Annotated in this window: 14 protein-coding genes; all 14 read left to right on the top strand. The window is 67.1% G+C overall.

Features of this window, described 5'->3' with window-relative positions; all coding sequences use genetic code 11:
* Nucleotides 1-85 precede the first annotated feature (85 nt).
* The 14 genes from OU995_RS18085 to OU995_RS18020 all read left to right on the top strand — a co-directional run bounded on the left by OU995_RS18085 (nucleotide 86) and on the right by OU995_RS18020 (nucleotide 17,216).
* Nucleotides 86-661: a DUF4255 domain-containing protein gene (locus OU995_RS18085; protein ID WP_267831407.1), complete on the top strand. Its 576-nt coding sequence runs from the start codon at nucleotides 86-88 to the stop codon at nucleotides 659-661.
* The gene (locus OU995_RS18080; RefSeq protein ID WP_267831406.1) at nucleotides 658-1,515 is read left to right on the top strand and encodes a hypothetical protein; all 858 of its coding nucleotides are present in this window, start codon (nucleotides 658-660) and stop codon (nucleotides 1,513-1,515) included. Before OU995_RS18085 ends, OU995_RS18080 begins: the two co-directional genes overlap by 4 nt.
* 67 nt (nucleotides 1,516-1,582) lie before the next feature.
* Nucleotides 1,583-3,229: a phage tail sheath family protein gene (locus OU995_RS18075; protein ID WP_267831405.1), complete on the top strand. Its 1,647-nt coding sequence runs from the start codon at nucleotides 1,583-1,585 to the stop codon at nucleotides 3,227-3,229.
* Nucleotides 3,230-3,305: 76 nt separating this feature from the next.
* The gene (locus OU995_RS18070) at nucleotides 3,306-3,764 is read left to right on the top strand and encodes a phage tail protein (RefSeq protein WP_267831404.1); all 459 of its coding nucleotides are present in this window, start codon (nucleotides 3,306-3,308) and stop codon (nucleotides 3,762-3,764) included.
* Complete coding sequence (locus OU995_RS18065) at nucleotides 3,764-4,270, top strand: phage tail protein (RefSeq protein WP_267831403.1); 507 nt, start codon at nucleotides 3,764-3,766, stop codon at nucleotides 4,268-4,270. Before OU995_RS18070 ends, OU995_RS18065 begins: the two co-directional genes overlap by 1 nt.
* An 18-nt stretch (nucleotides 4,271-4,288) precedes the next feature.
* The gene (locus tag OU995_RS18060) at nucleotides 4,289-4,465 is read left to right on the top strand and encodes a DUF5908 family protein (RefSeq protein ID WP_267831402.1); all 177 of its coding nucleotides are present in this window, start codon (nucleotides 4,289-4,291) and stop codon (nucleotides 4,463-4,465) included.
* Nucleotide 4,466: 1 nt separating this feature from the next.
* Nucleotides 4,467-5,270: a peptidoglycan-binding protein gene (locus OU995_RS18055; protein WP_267831401.1), complete on the top strand. Its 804-nt coding sequence runs from the start codon at nucleotides 4,467-4,469 to the stop codon at nucleotides 5,268-5,270.
* A gap of 3 nt (nucleotides 5,271-5,273) precedes the next feature.
* Nucleotides 5,274-7,064, top strand: a complete 1,791-nt coding sequence (gene vgrG / locus OU995_RS18050) for a type VI secretion system tip protein VgrG (RefSeq protein ID WP_267831400.1) — start codon at nucleotides 5,274-5,276, stop codon at nucleotides 7,062-7,064.
* A gap of 18 nt (nucleotides 7,065-7,082) precedes the next feature.
* Nucleotides 7,083-7,382 (top strand): PAAR domain-containing protein, encoded by a 300-nt coding sequence (locus OU995_RS18045; protein ID WP_267831399.1) that lies wholly within the window; start codon nucleotides 7,083-7,085, stop codon nucleotides 7,380-7,382.
* A gap of 20 nt (nucleotides 7,383-7,402) precedes the next feature.
* Nucleotides 7,403-7,852, top strand: coding sequence for a GPW/gp25 family protein (locus OU995_RS18040; RefSeq protein ID WP_267831398.1), 450 nt, complete (start codon nucleotides 7,403-7,405; stop codon nucleotides 7,850-7,852).
* Nucleotides 7,849-11,733 carry a hypothetical protein gene (locus OU995_RS18035; protein ID WP_267831397.1) on the top strand — a complete coding sequence of 1,295 codons (3,885 nt, stop codon included), beginning with the start codon at nucleotides 7,849-7,851 and terminating at the stop codon, nucleotides 11,731-11,733. Before OU995_RS18040 ends, OU995_RS18035 begins: the two co-directional genes overlap by 4 nt.
* Nucleotides 11,730-12,530 (top strand): hypothetical protein, encoded by an 801-nt coding sequence (locus OU995_RS18030; protein WP_267831396.1) that lies wholly within the window; start codon nucleotides 11,730-11,732, stop codon nucleotides 12,528-12,530. The genes OU995_RS18035 and OU995_RS18030 overlap by 4 nt, the downstream gene beginning before the upstream one ends.
* Nucleotides 12,527-15,394 (top strand): hypothetical protein, encoded by a 2,868-nt coding sequence (locus OU995_RS18025; protein WP_267831395.1) that lies wholly within the window; start codon nucleotides 12,527-12,529, stop codon nucleotides 15,392-15,394. Before OU995_RS18030 ends, OU995_RS18025 begins: the two co-directional genes overlap by 4 nt.
* The gene (locus OU995_RS18020; protein WP_267831394.1) at nucleotides 15,387-17,216 is read left to right on the top strand and encodes a contractile injection system tape measure protein; all 1,830 of its coding nucleotides are present in this window, start codon (nucleotides 15,387-15,389) and stop codon (nucleotides 17,214-17,216) included. Before OU995_RS18025 ends, OU995_RS18020 begins: the two co-directional genes overlap by 8 nt.

Here is a 17,216-nt window from a genome sequence, read left to right as displayed (position 1 = left end):
TTCCACTCGGTGCTCCCCCTCCGGCTCCCCTCTTTCGACGCCTCGTCTTCACGAATCCGACATCTCCCCTTCCCGCCAGCCCACCATGATCGACGCCGCGCTCGCCCACATCGCCCAGCAGCTGAACCAGTCGCTGCGGCGGGCCTATCTGGTGGCTGAAGACCTGGTGGTGCTGTCCAGCCTCCATGAATGCGACGGCGGCTTGGCCACCGGGACCGCCAACCGGCTGGCCTTGTTCCTGGTGAACCTGCAGCGGGAAACGGCCGGGGGCCTGTCCCCGCGTTCGGCGCCGCAGGCGCGCACCCTGCTCAAGACGCCGCCGGTGCAGCTGAACGTGATGCTGATGATTGCGGCCAACTTTGGCGGCTCCACCTATCCGGAAGGCCTGAAGCTACTGTCCAGCACTCTGGCCTTCTTCCAGTCCCGCCCGGTGTTTGACCATCACAACACCCCGGACCTGGATGGCCGCATCGACCGGCTGGTGCTGGACCTGGAAAACCTCAACTTCAGCGAGCTGTCCCAGGTGTGGGGCCTGTTTGGCGGGCGCTACATGCCGTCGGTGATGTACCGCCTTCGGCTGATCACCATCGATGCCGGCCAGAGCCAGGGCAGCCTGCCGTCGGTGCAAGAGCCGCAGTTGCGCCTGGGGAGTGCCGCATGAGCCGCACCCTGCCTCTGCTGCGCCTGGACGTAGGCCATGGCTATTTTGCGGATGGCCGCGCCCGTGGCCTGCGCTTCGAGCCGGCCGACGACACCGCCCGCCGCCTGCGCCGTGCCGACATGCTGGACCGACAGGACGGTGCATCGCTCTGGCTGCTGGGCCCGGCCGAGGGCTGGACGTGGCTGGATGAGGACGACCCGTCAGCCCTGACCTGGCTGGTCCGCGCGACCGACCCGCAGTTTCCGATTTACACCGAGGACGAGGCGTCCCGTCCGCAGGAGCTGCTGATGGTGGAGGTGCCCTCCCCGTCCCGCCCCCCCTCACCGGAACCCCTGGCCCCGACGGTGCGCGTCATGCCTGTGATCCGCCCCGAAGACGGCCAGCCGGCCGACGGCTACGCGCTATCCGGTGATGCGCGCTGGCGCCCACCCTTTGCGGTCCTGCAGCTGCTGCCGTCTCGCTTGCGCAGCTACGCGCCCTCGGCAGCCCAGGCGGAGGCCGGTCCGGTGCATCTGCGCTGGACCCTGCAGCCGCGCCGCATGGTCTGGAAGTACTGCCTTTTCGGCGACTGGTCCGAAGACGCCCTGGACATCCACGACCCCGACGGCGCGGTGAGCTTTTATCCCCCTGCTGCCGAGCAGCTCGACAACGGAAGCCCCCTGCTGGCGCTGCGCTCCCGCGCACCGATCGCGCTGGCGGAACGTTCCCAGGCCCGTCTTCAGTTGAGATGCCGGCAGGCGGGGCAGCCCAAAGTCCTGGTGAAGCGGTTGCCGGTGCCCGGCCCGCGCCACCTGGCTCGCGAGGAGATCGACGGCGCGGCGACGCTGGTCTCCGAGATCCATGTGCATCGCTGATGGCGGTGCGTGGGACCTGAGCGTCGTTGTATCGCCCATTTGTCAATCCTGCTGAGAGGAGGCCGTCATGGCTATGAAGACACCCGGTGTCTATATCGTTGAGAAAAATGCCTTTCCCAACTCCGTCGTGGAGGTAGCCACCGCGGTGCCCGCCTTCGTGGGCTATACCGCCAAGGCGGACAACGCCGGCAAGTCCCTCAAGGGACGACCCTGGCGCATCAGCTCCATGGCGGAATTCCACACCTACTTCGGACTGTCGCCCACCGCCCACCTCACCATCCGGGACAAGACCTCGGATGACCCGGAGGCCTCCTTCTCGATCAACAAGAAGGACTATGTGCTGGACCAGCCAGCCGGCAAGGACGGCGGCCGCTTCCTGCTGTATCACAGCATGCGGCACTTCTTCCAGAACGGCGGCGGCCCCTGCTATGTGGTGTCGGTGGGTGATTACGACAGCAGCATCGGTGCGGAAGACCTCACCCGCGGCATCGACGCCCTCATCAAGGAGCAGGAACCCACCATGCTGGTGATTCCGGATGCCGTGCTGCTGAAGGAAATCGACTGCGTCTCGGTGCAGCAGGCCATGCTCCAGCATTGCGGCGGCAAGATGCGCAACCGCATTGCCATCCTGGACGTGTGGGGCGGCTACCGCGACCAGAAGGACCCGAAGGGCGACCCGGTGGCGGCCTTCCGCAACAGCCTGGGTGTGAACTTCCTGGACTTTGCTGCGGCCTACTACCCCTGGGTGCGCACCACGGTCGTCCAGGAGCGCGACCTGGACTACACCAACATCGTCAATCCGACGCTGCTGTCCGACCTCATCCGCCAGGACCTGCAACTGCCGGAAAAGGAAGAGGCCGACCCGCAGGCCCAAGGCACCACCGGTGCCGCCCTGCGTCGCCAGTCGCTGTGGAAGTCGCTGCGCCAGATCAGCTATGACGACGAGGCCTGGAAGAAGGACCTGACCGAGGAAATCAATCAGTCCACCACCAAGTCGGACGACGAGAAGAAGAAGCTGCTTGCCGATGACGCCATGAAGGGCGCCATCACCACCCACAAGAGCCTGCTGCACAAGAGCCTGGTGGCCATCAGCCCGCTCTACAACACGCTCATGGGCGAGGCACGCAATCAGCTCAACCTGATGCCGCCCGCCGCCGCCATGGCGGGCCTCTACACCATGGTGGACAACACCCGGGGCGTGTGGAAGGCACCGGCCAATGTGAGCATCAATGGCGTGGTGGCCCCGGCCGTCTCCATCTCGCATGAAGACCAGGAAGACCTGAACGTCACCACCCAGGGCAAATCCATCAACGCCATTCGCAGCTTCATCGGTGAAGGCGTGCTGGTGTGGGGCGCTCGGACCTTGGACGGCAACAGCCTGGACTGGCGCTACATCAACGTGCGCCGCACGATGATCATGCTGGAAGAGTCCTGCCGGCTGGCGGCCAAGGCCATGGTGTTCGAGCCCAATGTGAGCAACACCTGGGTGACCATCAAGGCCATGATCAGCAACTTCCTCACCAGCGTGTGGAAGCGGGGCGGCCTGGCCGGGGCCGTGCCGGAGGACGCCTTCAGCGTCCACGTCGGCCTCAACGAAACCATGACGCCCGAGGACATCCTCGAAGGCATCTTGCGGGTCACCGTGCTGGTGGCCATCAGCCGCCCGGCTGAATTCATCGAAATCACCTTCCAGCAGCAGATGCAGAAGTCCTGATGCCGGGCTCGCCCACACCGGGCGACCCGCTCCCATCTCCCATTGTTGATATCACCAACCGCCAAGGAGGAACGTCATGTCTGATGACGGATCTACCCAATCGACCAGCACCTGGCCTCTGCCGAAATTCAGCTTCAAGGTCCAGTGGGACAGCCAGGAAATGTCCTTCCAGGAAGTCTCCGGCCTGGACATCGAAGCCCAGCCCATTGAGTACCGCGCTGGCAACAGCAAGGAATTTTCGGTGCTCAAGATGCCGGGCCTGAAGAAGTTCAGCGACGTGACCATGAAGAAGGGCATGTTCAAGGGCGACAAGGCCTTCTGGGACTGGTTCAAGGAAATCAAGATGAACACCATCAAGCGCAAGCCGGTGGTGATCACCTTGCAGGACGAAGGCGGCAATGCTGCCGTGACCTGGACGCTGACCAATGCCTGGCCGACCAAGATCACCGGCACCGACCTGAAGGCTCAGGGTAATGAAGTGGCCATCGAGACCATCGTGATCGTCCATGAAGGACTGACCTGCGAGGTGGCCTGATGTCCGTCCCCCCTCCGCCCGGGCAAGGGCCTGGCCAGGCGAATCAGCAGGCCAGCACCCTGAACCTGCCAACCGCTTTCCATTTCGCAGTGACCTTCGCTTCCATGCAGGTGCGGCACGCCGAGGCCGCTTTCCAGGAAGCGTCGGGGCTCAGCTCGGAAATGGAGACGGAGGCCGTGGCGGAGGGGGGGCGCAATGACTACGTTCACTTCCTGCCCAAACCGGTCAAGCATCCGCGGCTGGTGCTCAAGCGCGGCATGGCCGATCTGGCGTCCATCTGGGTGAAATGGTGCAAGGCAACGCTGGAAGGCGGCCTGAGCCAGAGGATTGAACCGCTGGATCTGCGCGTGGCGCTGATGGCCCGAGAGGGTCAGATCGTGCGGCAGTGGCTGCTGACACGTGCCTATCCGGTGAAGTGGGACGTGGACGCCTTCAACAGCCAGCGCAACGAGCTGGCCATGGAACGCATCGAGCTGGTGTATGCCAGCAGCAAACGCGACAAATGAACACGCCGTGTGGCCATCATGAGCATTGAAATCCGCCAACTGCTGATCCGCACCCAGGTGCAACCGGCCCCGCCGCCGGAAGCCGCCGGCCGCCAGGCCCTGCCCGCCCGCGAGCTGCAGCGCCTGCGTGAGCAGCTGCTGGCGGAATGCAAGACCTGGCTGGCCGACCGTTTGCGGACCCATGGGGAGCGCTGAGATGAGCACTTCCCCGCAGGACGGCACCAACGACGAAGGCCAGCACAAGCGCTTGCTGCTCACCCGCTACAAGGTGAACAAGGGCGGTGCGATCGAGATCGAAGACAAGGTCAAGTTCGAGACGCAGATCAACCCGTCCGACTTCAAGCACAACTACAGCATCGGCTACAACACCACCAAGGACATGGGCGCCTCCAAGACCGAGGCGAAGTTCTCGGCGACGGACCCGGAAGAGGTGAGCTTTTCCATCGTTCTGGATGACACCGGTGTGGTCGAAGGTGTTCCGGACCAGCCGGCGAATGTGAAGGATCAGATCAGCCTGTTGAGCAAGGTGGTGTACGACTATGTCAGCACCTCGGGCGAACCGCCCTACGTGCGCCTGCTCTGGGGAGCGCTGATCTTCTTCGGCCGGCTCAAGAGCATGTCGACGACGTACAGCCTCTTCAAGCCCAACGGCGACCCGCTGCGGGCCAAGGTGGACCTGAGCTTCGTGGGTGCTTCCAGCCGCGCCGAGCGCACGCTGGAGAACAACCGCGCCTCCACCGCCAGCATGACCCGCACCGCCACCGCCGAAGATGGCGACACCGTCTCGGCCCTGTGCCAGGAGGTGTACAACGACTGCAGCTACGACACGCAGCTGATGGTGGCCAAGGCCAATGGCCTGACGGATCTGCGCTCCCTGCAGCCCGGGCAGACGCTGGTGTTTCCGCCGATGGCGCCGAAGAATCCCAACGAGGGCTTCATTCCCGCTGCGCCCCCCTTGCCGCCGGTCCGTCCGTCGGCCACCGCTGCGGCAGGCAGGTGACCCATGGCCGTCTCTCCGGCTGAAAACGATGTCGGCGCCGTCAAGGTCGTCGTCAAGGTCGATGGGCAGGAACTGGCCGCTGCGGTGTCGCTGGTGTCCGTGCAGATCCAGCGCGCGGTCAACCGAATTCCCACCGCCCGCCTGGAGTTCACCGACGGCGACATGCCTCGTCAGGAATTCCCGATCAGCGACAGCGACGACCTGAAACCCGGTGCCAAGGTCTCGATTGCGGCCGGCTACCTGGACGGCACCGAAACCCTGTTCGAAGGGGTGGTGATGCGCCAGCGCGTGCATGTGGCGGGCAGCAACGACGCACGGTTGACGGTGGAATGCAGCGACGTGGCGGTGAAGATGACGGTGGGGCGGCGCAATGCCAACTACATCGACAAGAACGATGCCGACATTTTGAGCGCCTTGGTCGAACGCCATGGCCTGACCGCCACCGTCGACAGCGCCACGGTGGTCTACACCGAACTGGCGCAGCATTACTGCAGCGACTGGGACTTTCTGCTGTCCCGCGCCGATGCCAACGGCTGGCTGGTGGCGGTGAAAGATGGTGCGCTCACCATCCAGCGCCCCAAGGCCAGCGGCTCACCGGCGCTCACGGTGACCTACGGCAAGGATCTGATGGAATTTGATGGAGATCTGGATGCCCGTCACCAATACAGCAGCGCGCAGGCCTTTGCCTGGGACATCAAGGCACAGAACATCGTCGAGGGCACCGCAGCCGACCCCGCCGGGCTGCCGGCCCAAGGCAACCTGGACAGCAGCAGCCTGGCGGAAGTGGTCGGCCTCGACCTGCTGCGGCTGCAGGCCGGTGCCCCGCAAGTGCAAGCCGGCCTTACCCGCTGGGCCGAAGCGCAGCAGCTCAAGTCCGGCCTGGCGCGCCTGCGGGGTCGGGTTCGATTCCAGGGCCATGCGCTGGCAGAGGTGGGCGGGCTGATTGAGCTGGTGGGCGTAGGCAGCCGCTTCAGCGGGCCGGTGCTGGTCACCGGCGTGCGCCATGACATCTCCGATGGCAACTGGCTGACCGACGTGGAATTCGGCCTGGCGCCGGACTGGTTCACCGAACGGACCGATGTGGTGGCGCCGCCCGCCGCCGGATTGCTGCCGGCGGTGCATGGCCTGCAGGTGGGTGTGGTTACCAAACTCGACGCCGACCCCGCAGGTGAGCATCGCGTGCAGGTGAAGGTGCCGGTGCTGCAGGCCGAGCAGGAAGGTGTGTGGGCCCGGTTGATGCAGTTCCACGCCAGCAACGGCTTTGGTGCCTTCTTCCTGCCCGAGGTGGGCGACGAGGTGGTGCTCGGCTACTTCGCCGGCGACCCCAGCCATCCGGTGGTGCTGGGCAGCCTCTACAGCAGCAGCCGCACCCCGCCCTACACGCTGGAAGCCAAGAACGACACCAAGGCCTGGGTGACCCGCTGCCTGGCACGCATCGAGATCAACGATGCGGACAAGGTGATCACCATCACCACCCCGGGCAAGAACCAGATGGTGCTGAGTGACAAGGACAAGTCCATCACCCTGCTGGACCAGAACCAGAACAAGGTGGCGCTCACCACCTCCGGCATCGAACTCAACAGCCCCAAGGACATCGTGCTGAAGGCCACCGGCTCCATCCAGTTGGATGCCACCGGCCCGGTGAAGATCCAGTCGCAGGCCGATGTGCAGCAGTCCGGCATGAACGTCCAGTGTGAAGCGCAGATCGGCTTCACCGCCAAGGGCAATGCCAGCGCGGAGCTTTCCGCTTCCGGCCAGACCGTCGTCAAGGGCGGCCTGGTGATGATCAATTGAACGGTCAGGACCCTCCCCATGCCTCCCGCCGCCCGCATCACCGACCTGCATGTGTGCCCCATGGTCACACCCGGCCTGCCCCCCGTGCCGCATGTCGGCGGCCCGGTCATCGGGCCGGGTGTGGCCACCGTGCTGATCGGCAACCTGCCCGCCACCGTGGTGGGCGACAGCCTCACCTGCGTGGGCCCGCCGGACACGCTGGTGATGGGCTCCAGCACCGTGCTCATCGGCTCGCGCCCGGCCGGCCGCATGGGCGACAGCACCGCCCACGGCGGCACCATCAGCCTCGGTCTGCCCACCGTGCTCATCGGCGGCTGAGGATCTTTCGAGGACTTTCCATGAGCAGCGACCCCGGATTTCTCGGCACCGGCTGGGCCTTCCCGCCCACCTTCGACATCCGCAGCCGTGCGGCGGGCCTGGTCTCGGCCGCCCAGGATGTGCGCGAAAGCCTGCGCATCCTGATGCTGACCCATCCCGGTGAACGGGTGATGCATCCCACCTACGGTTGTGGCCTGCGCCGCCTGGTGTTCGAGCAGGTCACCAGCAGCCTGCTGACCGAGATCCGCAGCATGATCGAGCGATCGGTCCTGCTGTTTGAGCCGCGTGTGGGGCTGGAAGCGGTGCAGTTCGACACCAGCGACCTGCCGCAAGGCGTGCTGCGCATTCGCCTGGATTACTCGCTGCGCAGCAGCAACACCCGGGACAACCTGGTCTTCCCGTTGTACGTGAATGGGGGCGGGCTCACGCCGGCAGCGGCCATCACCCTCGACCCGGAGGGGGACGCATGAGCGCCGGCACTGCCCAGCATGAGCGCTTTCCGGAAGCGCTGTACGACGGTTACTTCCAGGTGGACCCGCTCCGGTTTGAAGACCGCGTGGTGATGGTGGAGCTGTTGGCCGAGAAGCTGCGCTATGTGGACCCGAACCATCACGATGCCGGCCACTGGCGTGAGCTGCTGGAGCGGGACACCACGCTGGTGCTGGCCCGCATCGCCGCCTTTGACCTGCAAGGTCTGGAGCGCCGCCTGAGCCAGCAACTGGACAGCGCACCACCCGACGCCCTGGCCCACGGGCTGGGTCGTCTGGCCGAATTGCTCGATGGCTGGTATGCAGGGCTTCAGCACGACACGCCGGACTTTGCGGCCCAGGCGCTGCAGGACCGGCTGCGCCAACTGGTGCGGCAGCAACTGGCCGGTGATCTGCAATGGGTGCGCGAGCGTTATGCACAGCGCCGCTGGCAGCAAGGGCCGGTGGTGCCCGCGCTGAGCGCGCTGTGGCAGCCCACGCCGGAAGCCCTGGCCTTGCTGGCCGATCAGCACGGCGCTCCTTCGGCGCGCAGCACGTCTGGCCATCTGGGCCGCTACGAGCGGGACCAGTTGCGCCGCCGCCATGTGGCCTTCCATGGCGCGATTGAAAGCCTGCAGGCCAAGGCGCTGGAACTGCTGCCCAGCTCCTGGGGCTCCGGCCAGCATGAACCGGCTGTGGCCTTGTTGATTGCCTTCATGAAGGTGGTGGAGAAGGTTCAAGTGCTGGTGAACCGCTTCCCGGCGCGCCATGCAGACTTCTATTACCGTCAGGTGCTGGGCTTTTTGCCACGGGGCCCGCAGGACGATTCCGTGCTGCTGGCCTGCCAACGGGATCCCCGGGCGGTGGGTGATGTGCAGGTGGGCAGCGGCACGCTGTTTGACGCGGGCAAGGATGCGGCGGGCCGGCCGGTACGTTTCCAGAATCAGCAGCCGCTCGGCGTGACCGACACGCGCGTCGCCAAGGTCTGCAGCCTCTTCCTGGAGCGGGACACCCAGATCTCCCCCGAAACCCAGTTCGGCTTCGTGACCCGCGCCAGGTCCGGCGAACTGAGCTTCGGCCAGGGGATGGAGTGGCGGCTGTTCGGCGGAGATCCCGCCATGCCGGACGCCCGCATCGGCCTGGCCATCGCCTCACCGATCCTGGCCCTGGCCGAAGGTGAACGGGTGCTGGAGATTGAACTGCGTGTGCGTCGCGACACCGAATTCACCGCACGGTCCCTGAAAGATCTGGTGGCCGATGTGGTCGCGGTGGGCCAGATGCCGGTGGCGTCGGACAGCCAGTCGGCACAACGCGACGCCGCGCTGCAGCAGACCATGGGTCACCTGCTGGTGCGTTGGTTGTTGGCAGACGAAGCCACGCTGGCGCGCACGCCCCTGCACACCAGTGACTGGGAGCGCATCTGGGCGGTGGCGAAAGCCGTCACCGGCACCACCCGCACCCCTTCCACGGCCGACCCACTGAGCCTGTTCTGGCCGGGCGTGGGGGGCCTCACGCCGGAACCCAATCGCGACCTGATTTTCACCGGGCTGTTCCAGCGGTCCCTGCGTTTGTCGCTCAGCGCCAGCCAGGGCTGGCTGGAGCCCAGCGAGGTGCATGTAGCCCCCTCGCCTGCAGGTGGACTGACGCTGCGGCTGCGCTTGAACCAGGCAGCGCCCGCCATCGTGGGCTGCGACCCGGCCCTCCATGGACCGGACTGGGACACCCGCCTGCCCATGGTGCGCCTGGAGCTGGGCCATGAAGGCCGCTGCTTTGCGTATTCCCTGCTTTGCGACGTGCCGTTCAAGGAAGCGGCCGTGCGGGTCGACGTACAAGGCGTGCGCCAGCTGCTGCTGAGCAACAGCCTTGGTCGCCTGGACGGCAACAAGCCCTTCATGCCGTTCGGCCCGCTGCCGATGGTGTCGTCCAGCATGGTGGTCGGCTCACAGGAAGCCGCACGCAAGAACCTGACGCGACTGGCCCTGCACCTGCAATGGTCGGGCCTGCCGCAAACCCCGGGGGGGTTCACCGCCCACTATGCCGGATATGGCCTGAACCAGCGCACCGAGGACTTCACCGCCTCGCTGGCGCTGCTGCGCGACGGCCGCTGGGTGCCTTGCGGCGCTCGTCCCGAGCAGGCGTTGTTCAATGCCGCCACACAGGATGGACGGCTGCTGGACCAGCAGGACATCGACGCCGATGCCGCCACGCTCACCCACCAGATGCGGGCCAGTGAAGACGTCTGGGCCACCCAGGTGCTGCCGCGCAACGGCCTGTTCCAGCTCAAGCTGATGGGGCCACCGTCGGCCTTTGGCCATGCCGCCTATCCAACGGTCCTGTCCGAAGTGGTGTCGGCCAATGCCCGTATGCGCCGCCGCCCCCGGCCGGTGCCGCTGCCGCCCTACACCCCGGTGCTGGAGAGCCTCACGCTGGACTATGCGGCGGACACCATCATCGCCCTGGACCGCGACGATGGCCCTGCCGAAGGCGTGGATGGCGAACGCCTGCTTCACCTGCGGCCGTTTGGCAAGGCCTCGCTGCACCGGAGCGAAGGGCTGGCCGTACACACGCTGCTGCCGCGCTTCGACTGCGACGGTCAGTTGCTGATTGGCCTGGAATCATCCAGCCCCGGCGGCGCGCTGACGCTGCTGTTTGAAATGAAGGAGTCGCCGGTGCGCCCCGGCCAGCAGAAGTCCACCAGCCGCCCGCGCTGGGCCACGCTGCAGGGTGACACCTGGGTGCCCCTGCCGCCGCACAGCGTGCTGTCCGACGAGACGGACGGCTTCCTCACCTCCGGCATCGTCACGCTGGACCTGCCCCGAGACCTGCGCAGCGACCAGAGCCTGATGCCCGGCGGCCTGTATTGGCTGCGCATCTGCGCCAACGACGGCTTCGACACCTTTGCGCGCCTGCGGGATGTGCGCTGCCAGGCGCTGCGCGCCGTGCGCGCACCCGCGCCTCCGCCGGCCAGCGCCAAAGCAGCAGCCCCGGCCCCGCCCACCCTGCTGGAACCAGGACGCATCCAGCGCGCCCTCACCACCTTGAGTGGTGTGGCCAGCGTCACCCAGGTGGGCAGCTCGGTGGGCCTGCGCGCACCGGAGGACATCCAGGCGCTCTACACCCGCGCTGGAGAACGTCTGCAACACAAAAATCGCGCCAGCTCTGGCTGGGATCTGGAACGCTTGCTGCTGGACCGCTTCCCTGAGGTGTACAAGGCCCGCTGCCTCACCGCCGATGAAGTGGTGAACGACCAGGGCGAGCACGGCGCCGATGTGCCCCCCGGCAGTGTGGTGGTGGTGGCGGTGCCCACGCTGCCGCGCAACCAATTCGAACTGGCCTGCGAGCAGCCGCGCTTCAGCGCCATGCAGTTGCGCCGCATGGAAACGGCCCTGCGCGCCCTGGCGTCGCCGTTCGCCCGCATCGAAGTGCGCAACCCGATGTACGAGCAGTTGCAGGTGCGGGGCGTGGTGGGCCTGCAGCCGGGGGCCCATGCCGGCGGCACGCTGCAGCAGCTGAACCGGGCGCTGGTGGAGATGCTGTCTCCCTGGATCGATGGTGGCTACGAAGCGCGCTTCGACTGGAACGTGCGGGCCGAAGACCTGGAAGCCCGCCTGCGCCACCTGCCCGGTGTGGCCTTCATCACCCAGCTCTCCCTGCTGCGCCTGAGCCAGGACGACAACGGCCGCTATCGACTGGCCGACACCGCCCGGGGCACGGATGAAGACCGGCGCCATGTGACCCGCAGCCGTCCGTGGAGCCTGGCCGTTCCCATGCCGCTGCACCTGCTGACCGAAACCGAAGGCTTCAGCCACTCGGCACCGGTGGTCACCGGCATTTCGAAACTGGCGATCGGCAGCACCTTCGTCATCAGCGGAGCTACCGCATGAGTCAACAGAACCGCGAGACGCTGCGCAAGTTCTTCGGTGTGGGCCAACTGCCCACGGCCGACCATTTCGCCGCTCTGATCGAGTCCAACCTCAACATGGTGGATGAGGGCTTCAGCAAGAGCCCGGCCAACGGGCTGGAGGTGTCGACGCCACAAGGCCATGACGCCCTGCTGAGCTTCTACCGGGAACGCACCGGCGATCAACCGCTGTGGTCGATGAGCTTCAACGGCCGGACCGAGCAACTGGCCTTCCGGGCCAGCGCTGCCAATGGCAACACCTCAACGGCACCGGTGCTGTCGCTGGACAGCCGGATGCGCGTGGGCGTTGGGGTGGCCGAACCGACCGAGGCGCTGGAGGTGGCGGGCACCGTCGCCTCCCCCGGCCGCCGCGGGACTTTCCCCCGCCCCGACAGCCTGCCCCTGCTGGCCAATGGGGAATGGCAGGACCTCACCGCAGACCTGAACGGCTGCCACGCATTTGAGGTGATGGCCGGTGCCAGCAGCGCGCCGGGCCGTCAGCCCCGGTTTGCCCTGCTGCATGCCGTTGCGATGAACACCTTCAACCCAACCCAGCGGTGGTACCACGTGCTGCAGAGCCGCAAGCGCATCCGGACGCAGCATGCCTGGTTCGGCCGCCGCTGCGACAAGCTGGAGCTGCGCTGGATGACCAAAGCCGGCTCGGAGCGCACCTACCGGCTGCAGGTCCGTAGCTGTTGCGATTACGGGGCAGGCGCCACGCTGCGGGCCAGCGTCACGCAGTTGTGGTTTGACGATTTCACCGGCGTGGGCCAGTCATGAATACCCCCCTTCCCTTCGCGCGGCAGGAGGACGGCCCGCGCTCCAGTGAAGAACGTTCGCTGGGTTTCGAAGGCCTGCGTGAGGAAGGCCTGCGCTGGCTGCAGACGCTGGCCGGCGAGCGCTGGACCGACCACAACCTGCACGACCCTGGCATCACCCTGCTGGAACAGCTGTGCTTCGGCCTCACCGATCTGGTCTACCGCAGCGGCTTCCCGGTGGCGGACCACCTGACAGGTCCGGATCACGTGATCGACTATGAAGGGCTGTCGCTGCATCCGCCGGATTCCGCCTTCCCCTGCCGGGCCACCACACCGGAGGACTATCGGCGCTGGCTGCTGGACCATGTGCCGGGCTTGGACGATGCCACCTTGGCGCCGCTGCAGGATCAGCCCGGTGTCTACCAGATGCGGCTCAAGCCTTCTGAATGGCTGGTGGGCGAGGATGCCTCCGACAAAGACGACCGTGCGGATGGCGCGGCGGCGGCGCCGGCCCATCCGGCGGACGCCGCGCATGCCGCCATCTCCAACCGCCGCATGGCCGCGCGTGTGGCCGAGGCGCGCAAGGCCTGGCACGCGCAGCGCAACCTGGGGGAGGACCTGGCTCCAACGGTGGCATGCGACGAGGATGTGCTGTGTGATGTGAAGGCAGTACTCGACATCTCCGGTGAACGGGATGCGGTGCACATCCTGGCCGATGTCTATGACCAGTGCGCCCGATTCATTGCCGGCGCCCCGGTCTCGGACACGCTGCATGATCTGCTGGATGGCAGTCGCACGCTGGCCGACATTTATGACGGCCCCGCGATGCGCCATGGCTTCATCCGCCCTTCCACGCTGGCGGCCAACGGTGTCGACCGGTTGTTCCTGTCGGATGTGGCCGAGCAGATGCGGCAGGTGCCCGGGGTGGCGGACGCCCGCGTGGTGGCCATCGTGCCGGACCGGGTGGCCGAGCAGGACCTCAAGGCCGCTGGCAAAGACACGGTGGTGGGTTCGGTCGCCTGGTTTGGCGAAGGTTGGGCGCTGGCCTTGCGATTTCCCTCGGCGCAGCAGCCCTCGCTCATTGAAGTGCGCCGGCGGGGCCATGTGGTGGACATTTCGCCGCTGGAGCTGCGGCGGCGGTTGAATGACCTGCAAACGGCTGGGCGCGCCAGCCGCTCTCGGCAGCAGGCCGATCAGGCCGAGCGGGTCCAGGCGCTGCTGCCCACCGGCATCCACCGCGATCTCGCCCGTTATGAATCGGTGCAGAAGCATCTGCCCGGCATCTATGGCGTGGGTCGCCACGGCGTGCCGGCTTCCGCCGCGCCCCAGGTGCATGCGCAGGCGAAACAGCTCAAGGCCTATCTGGTGATTCAGGAGCAGCTGATTGCCCAGGGCCTGGCCCAGTTGCAGGCCATGCGGTCCCTGTTCTCAGTGGACCGCGGTGCGCGTCAGTCGCTATGGAACCAGCCCATCACCGAGGCCCAGGTGCCGGGGATCAACGCGCTGTACCTGGCGGACCCCGACGCCATTGCACAGGCCCAGTTGCAGCGCCTGAACCGCGGCACCGCGCAGAAGCGCCGCGCCCTGGACCATCTGCTCGCCCTGCACGGCGACACCTACACCCAGAACAGCATGCGCCAGTTCTGCTCGCATCTGCTGCATGAAGAACTGGACACCCTGCTGCTGGAGAACAAGGCTGCCTGGCTGCGGGACATCATCGACCTGACGCGCAATCGCGCGGCGGCGGTGGACCTGGGCCGCCCGAGCTGGGGCCAGACGGACAACTGCAGCGGCCTGCAGCACCGCGCCAGCCTGTTGCTGGGCTTCCGGCTCTGGCACGACCGGCCGCTGACCCGTGTGCCGCGTGACCACCGGGTGATGATCGATGGGCGGGCCGACGCTGCCAGCGACGCTGCCAGCGACGCTGCCAGCGACTCTGCCGGAGATACCGCCGCCAGCGGCCTCGCGCCCGCAACGCTGACCTCCGGCTCCGTGGGGCTGGCCCAACTGCCCCCGGAGCTCGCCGACCGCGCCACGGCTGCAGGCACGAGCGTCCGCCCCACGACCCGCAGTCAAGTGCAGGAGGATCTGCGCCAGATGGGATGGCTGCGACGCCAGCCCTTGCCCGTGTCGCTGACCCGCACGGCCGCACGGGCCGACCGTTACCGCATCCTCCCCCCCGGGGCAGCCCCGGTCACGCCGCCGCCCACCCTGCACCTGCAGGTGCCACCTGCGGACAGCCCGACCTTGCAGGCCGACCCAGCCCCCCACGCCACGCTGTTCTCGCTGCCGCAGCCGGAGGCCGGCCCCGGGTATCGGCTGGTGCTGGGGCCCGATGAGGAGGGCCGCTGGTGGGTGATTGGCAGCTTCGCAACAGAAGATGCCGCACGCCGTGCCGCCTCCAGCCTGCGATTGTTCATGCTGCACCTGGATCAGGAATGCGAAGGCATGCATGTGGTGGAGCATGTGCTGCTGCGCCCGGTGCGGGCCCGGTCGCCGGAGCATGAAGCACTGGCGCTGCCCAAGGATTTCCATCAGTTGCGAGTGACGGTGGTGATGCCGCGCTGGACCACCCGCACCGCTCAGGCATCGTTCCGCCACTTCGCACAAGAGACCCTTCGCCTCAACACGCCCGCGCATCTGGCGCTGGGCTTGCAGTGGCTGTCGCTGGGCGAGATGCACCAATTTGAGGAGCTGTATGAGCAGTGGCTGGAGACCCGACTGGCCCTGTCCAGTGCGAGCAACGATCCCCGCGCCCAGGCCCGCACCGATGGCGCAGCGGTCCGGCTGTTGAGGCTGATGAAGACCTGGGCTGCGGCGAGCAACCCGCCGCCGTCAACGCGCCCGGACACGACCGCGCCCGACCCGGAGCCCGGCCATGGCTGATCTCCATGTCATTGAACAACTGCGTGCCGAGGCGGACATTCGAGGTGTGTCGCCCGAAGAGGCGGAGTCGCGCTGGTCGAACTGGCTGCGCCACAGCGGCCTGGCGTTGCTGGATCAAGTGTTGGACGAATGCTTCCACGAGAGCTGCACGGATGGGGACGTCTGGACCCTGTCCTCCCTCACGCTGGACCTGGGCCCGGTGGAAGGCCCTGACTGGGAGGCATTCTGGAGTCGGGAGTTGCCGCGCGTCGCCCGCAAGGCGCTGGACGACCAGCGCGGCCCTGCCGGCGCCGGCGGCCGCCCCAGCGGTGTGCGCAGCCGTACCCAGTCGCGGCTGGCCTGGCTGCTGCATTTTCTGCGGCACGGCCGCTGGCCCTGGCAGGCCCGTCACGAGGACCCTCGACTGCTGGCACAGGAGCTTCTGCAGCGTGACCCAACCAGCCTTCTCGCGGCCCTGCGCCAGGAAGAAGACCGGGCCCAGCTGATGCGGCGGCTGGTGCTGCAATTTGATCGCGGATGGCTGGCTGCGCTGGTGCAGGCCCTGATGCCCGGACGGCCGGCCCATGCCCAGCGGCTGCTGTCCATGGTGTCGGCCCATGGCCTGCACGGCCAGGCCCCGACGGGTCTGATGCCGCTGTGGGAGGTGGTGCTGGAGGAAGCCTTGTCGGCCGAAGGTGCCCCACACGGCACCCCCATCACCCGCGCACGCCAGCAGTTGAAGGTGGCGCTGACCGTGGGGGCCCATGTGCAGCCCGGTGCGGACCCGCTGCTGGCCCTGGGCGACGTGTGGCTGCTACTGCTGCGCGACGACCCGGTCTGGCTGCGGGAGACCCTGCAAGCGGCCGCACGGCTGGACGGCCAGCGCCAGCGTCTCTATCGCGTCCTGCCGGCGCAATGGCTCCCATCCCTGCTGACGCTGTGGATGGACACCCGGCTGCACCAGGAGGTGCAGCGATGGATCGAGACCGTGCTGACCGCTGCCCCGGCCACCACCGCCGAGACGCAGGAGCGTCGCACCTGGCTCTGGCAGGCCACGCTGGACCAGGCCTTGCGCGGCGACACCACCCAGTTCGAGCCCATCCGCTACACCGCGCAGGTCCGCGAGCACCTCAGCCTGGTGATGCCGGATGGCCCGCAAGCGCCCCGGCATTGGTTCGACAAAGTGGTGTCCAAGGCATCGGCCGTGCTGTCCGCAGCCGCCCGCAAGTTGGGCTTGCGCTGGCGCTCGCGTGATCAGGCACCTGCCAGCCCCGCTCCAACGATGCCGATGTTGGCCACGGAGGCTGTGCCGGATCTGCAGGCGGTGGGCAATGCCGGCCTGGTGCTGCTGCACCCCTACCTGCCCCACCTCTTTCAACGGGTGGGGCTGGCCACGATCAAGGGCTTCAAAGACCCCGACGCAGCCAGGCGCGGTGCCCTGCTGCTGCAGGCGCTGGTGCTTGAAACGCCAGAGGACGGCGGTGGCCAGCCGCTGCGGCAGCAGGCCATGGAGCATGAACTGGGCCTCAACAAACTGCTGTGCGGCCTGCCCATGGGCGAGCCGTTGCCGCGGGAATGGACGCTCACCACCGAAGAGCGAGACGTGATCGAAGGGCTGCTGACCGCCGTGGTGCAGCACTGGCGCGTGCTGGGGGGCACCAGCGTGAACGGCTTCAGGCAGACCTTCCTGCGCCGCGCCGGGGGCCTGGGGCCGGACCACGAAGGCTGGCGGCTGAAAGTCGATTCCGGGCCCTTCGACATGCTCATCGATCACCTGCCCTGGGGCTATTCGGTGGTGAAGTTTGGATGGATGGAAAGGGTATTGCATGTGGACTGGCGTTGA

The organism is Roseateles sp. SL47, from assembly GCF_026625885.1.
Taxonomy (GTDB): Bacteria; Pseudomonadota; Gammaproteobacteria; order Burkholderiales; family Burkholderiaceae_C; genus Roseateles.
This window is presented reverse-complemented; position numbering and strand designations above follow the sequence as displayed.

Bases quoted from the DNA above. Each gene is read 5' to 3' on its own strand.
- OU995_RS18085 (WP_267831407.1), top strand. From the start codon at position 86: ATGATCGACGCCGCGCTCGCCCACATCGCCCAGCAGCTGAACCAGTCG.
- OU995_RS18080 (WP_267831406.1), top strand. From the start codon at position 658: ATGAGCCGCACCCTGCCTCTGCTGCGCCTGGACGTAGGCCATGGCTAT.
- OU995_RS18075 (WP_267831405.1), top strand. From the start codon at position 1,583: ATGGCTATGAAGACACCCGGTGTCTATATCGTTGAGAAAAATGCCTTT.
- OU995_RS18070 (WP_267831404.1), top strand. From the start codon at position 3,306: ATGTCTGATGACGGATCTACCCAATCGACCAGCACCTGGCCTCTGCCG.
- OU995_RS18065 (WP_267831403.1), top strand. From the start codon at position 3,764: ATGTCCGTCCCCCCTCCGCCCGGGCAAGGGCCTGGCCAGGCGAATCAG.
- OU995_RS18060 (WP_267831402.1), top strand. From the start codon at position 4,289: ATGAGCATTGAAATCCGCCAACTGCTGATCCGCACCCAGGTGCAACCG.
- OU995_RS18055 (WP_267831401.1), top strand. From the start codon at position 4,467: ATGAGCACTTCCCCGCAGGACGGCACCAACGACGAAGGCCAGCACAAG.
- vgrG (WP_267831400.1), top strand. From the start codon at position 5,274: ATGGCCGTCTCTCCGGCTGAAAACGATGTCGGCGCCGTCAAGGTCGTC.
- OU995_RS18045 (WP_267831399.1), top strand. From the start codon at position 7,083: ATGCCTCCCGCCGCCCGCATCACCGACCTGCATGTGTGCCCCATGGTC.
- OU995_RS18040 (WP_267831398.1), top strand. From the start codon at position 7,403: ATGAGCAGCGACCCCGGATTTCTCGGCACCGGCTGGGCCTTCCCGCCC.
- OU995_RS18035 (WP_267831397.1), top strand. From the start codon at position 7,849: ATGAGCGCCGGCACTGCCCAGCATGAGCGCTTTCCGGAAGCGCTGTAC.
- OU995_RS18030 (WP_267831396.1), top strand. From the start codon at position 11,730: ATGAGTCAACAGAACCGCGAGACGCTGCGCAAGTTCTTCGGTGTGGGC.
- OU995_RS18025 (WP_267831395.1), top strand. From the start codon at position 12,527: ATGAATACCCCCCTTCCCTTCGCGCGGCAGGAGGACGGCCCGCGCTCC.
- OU995_RS18020 (WP_267831394.1), top strand. From the start codon at position 15,387: ATGGCTGATCTCCATGTCATTGAACAACTGCGTGCCGAGGCGGACATT.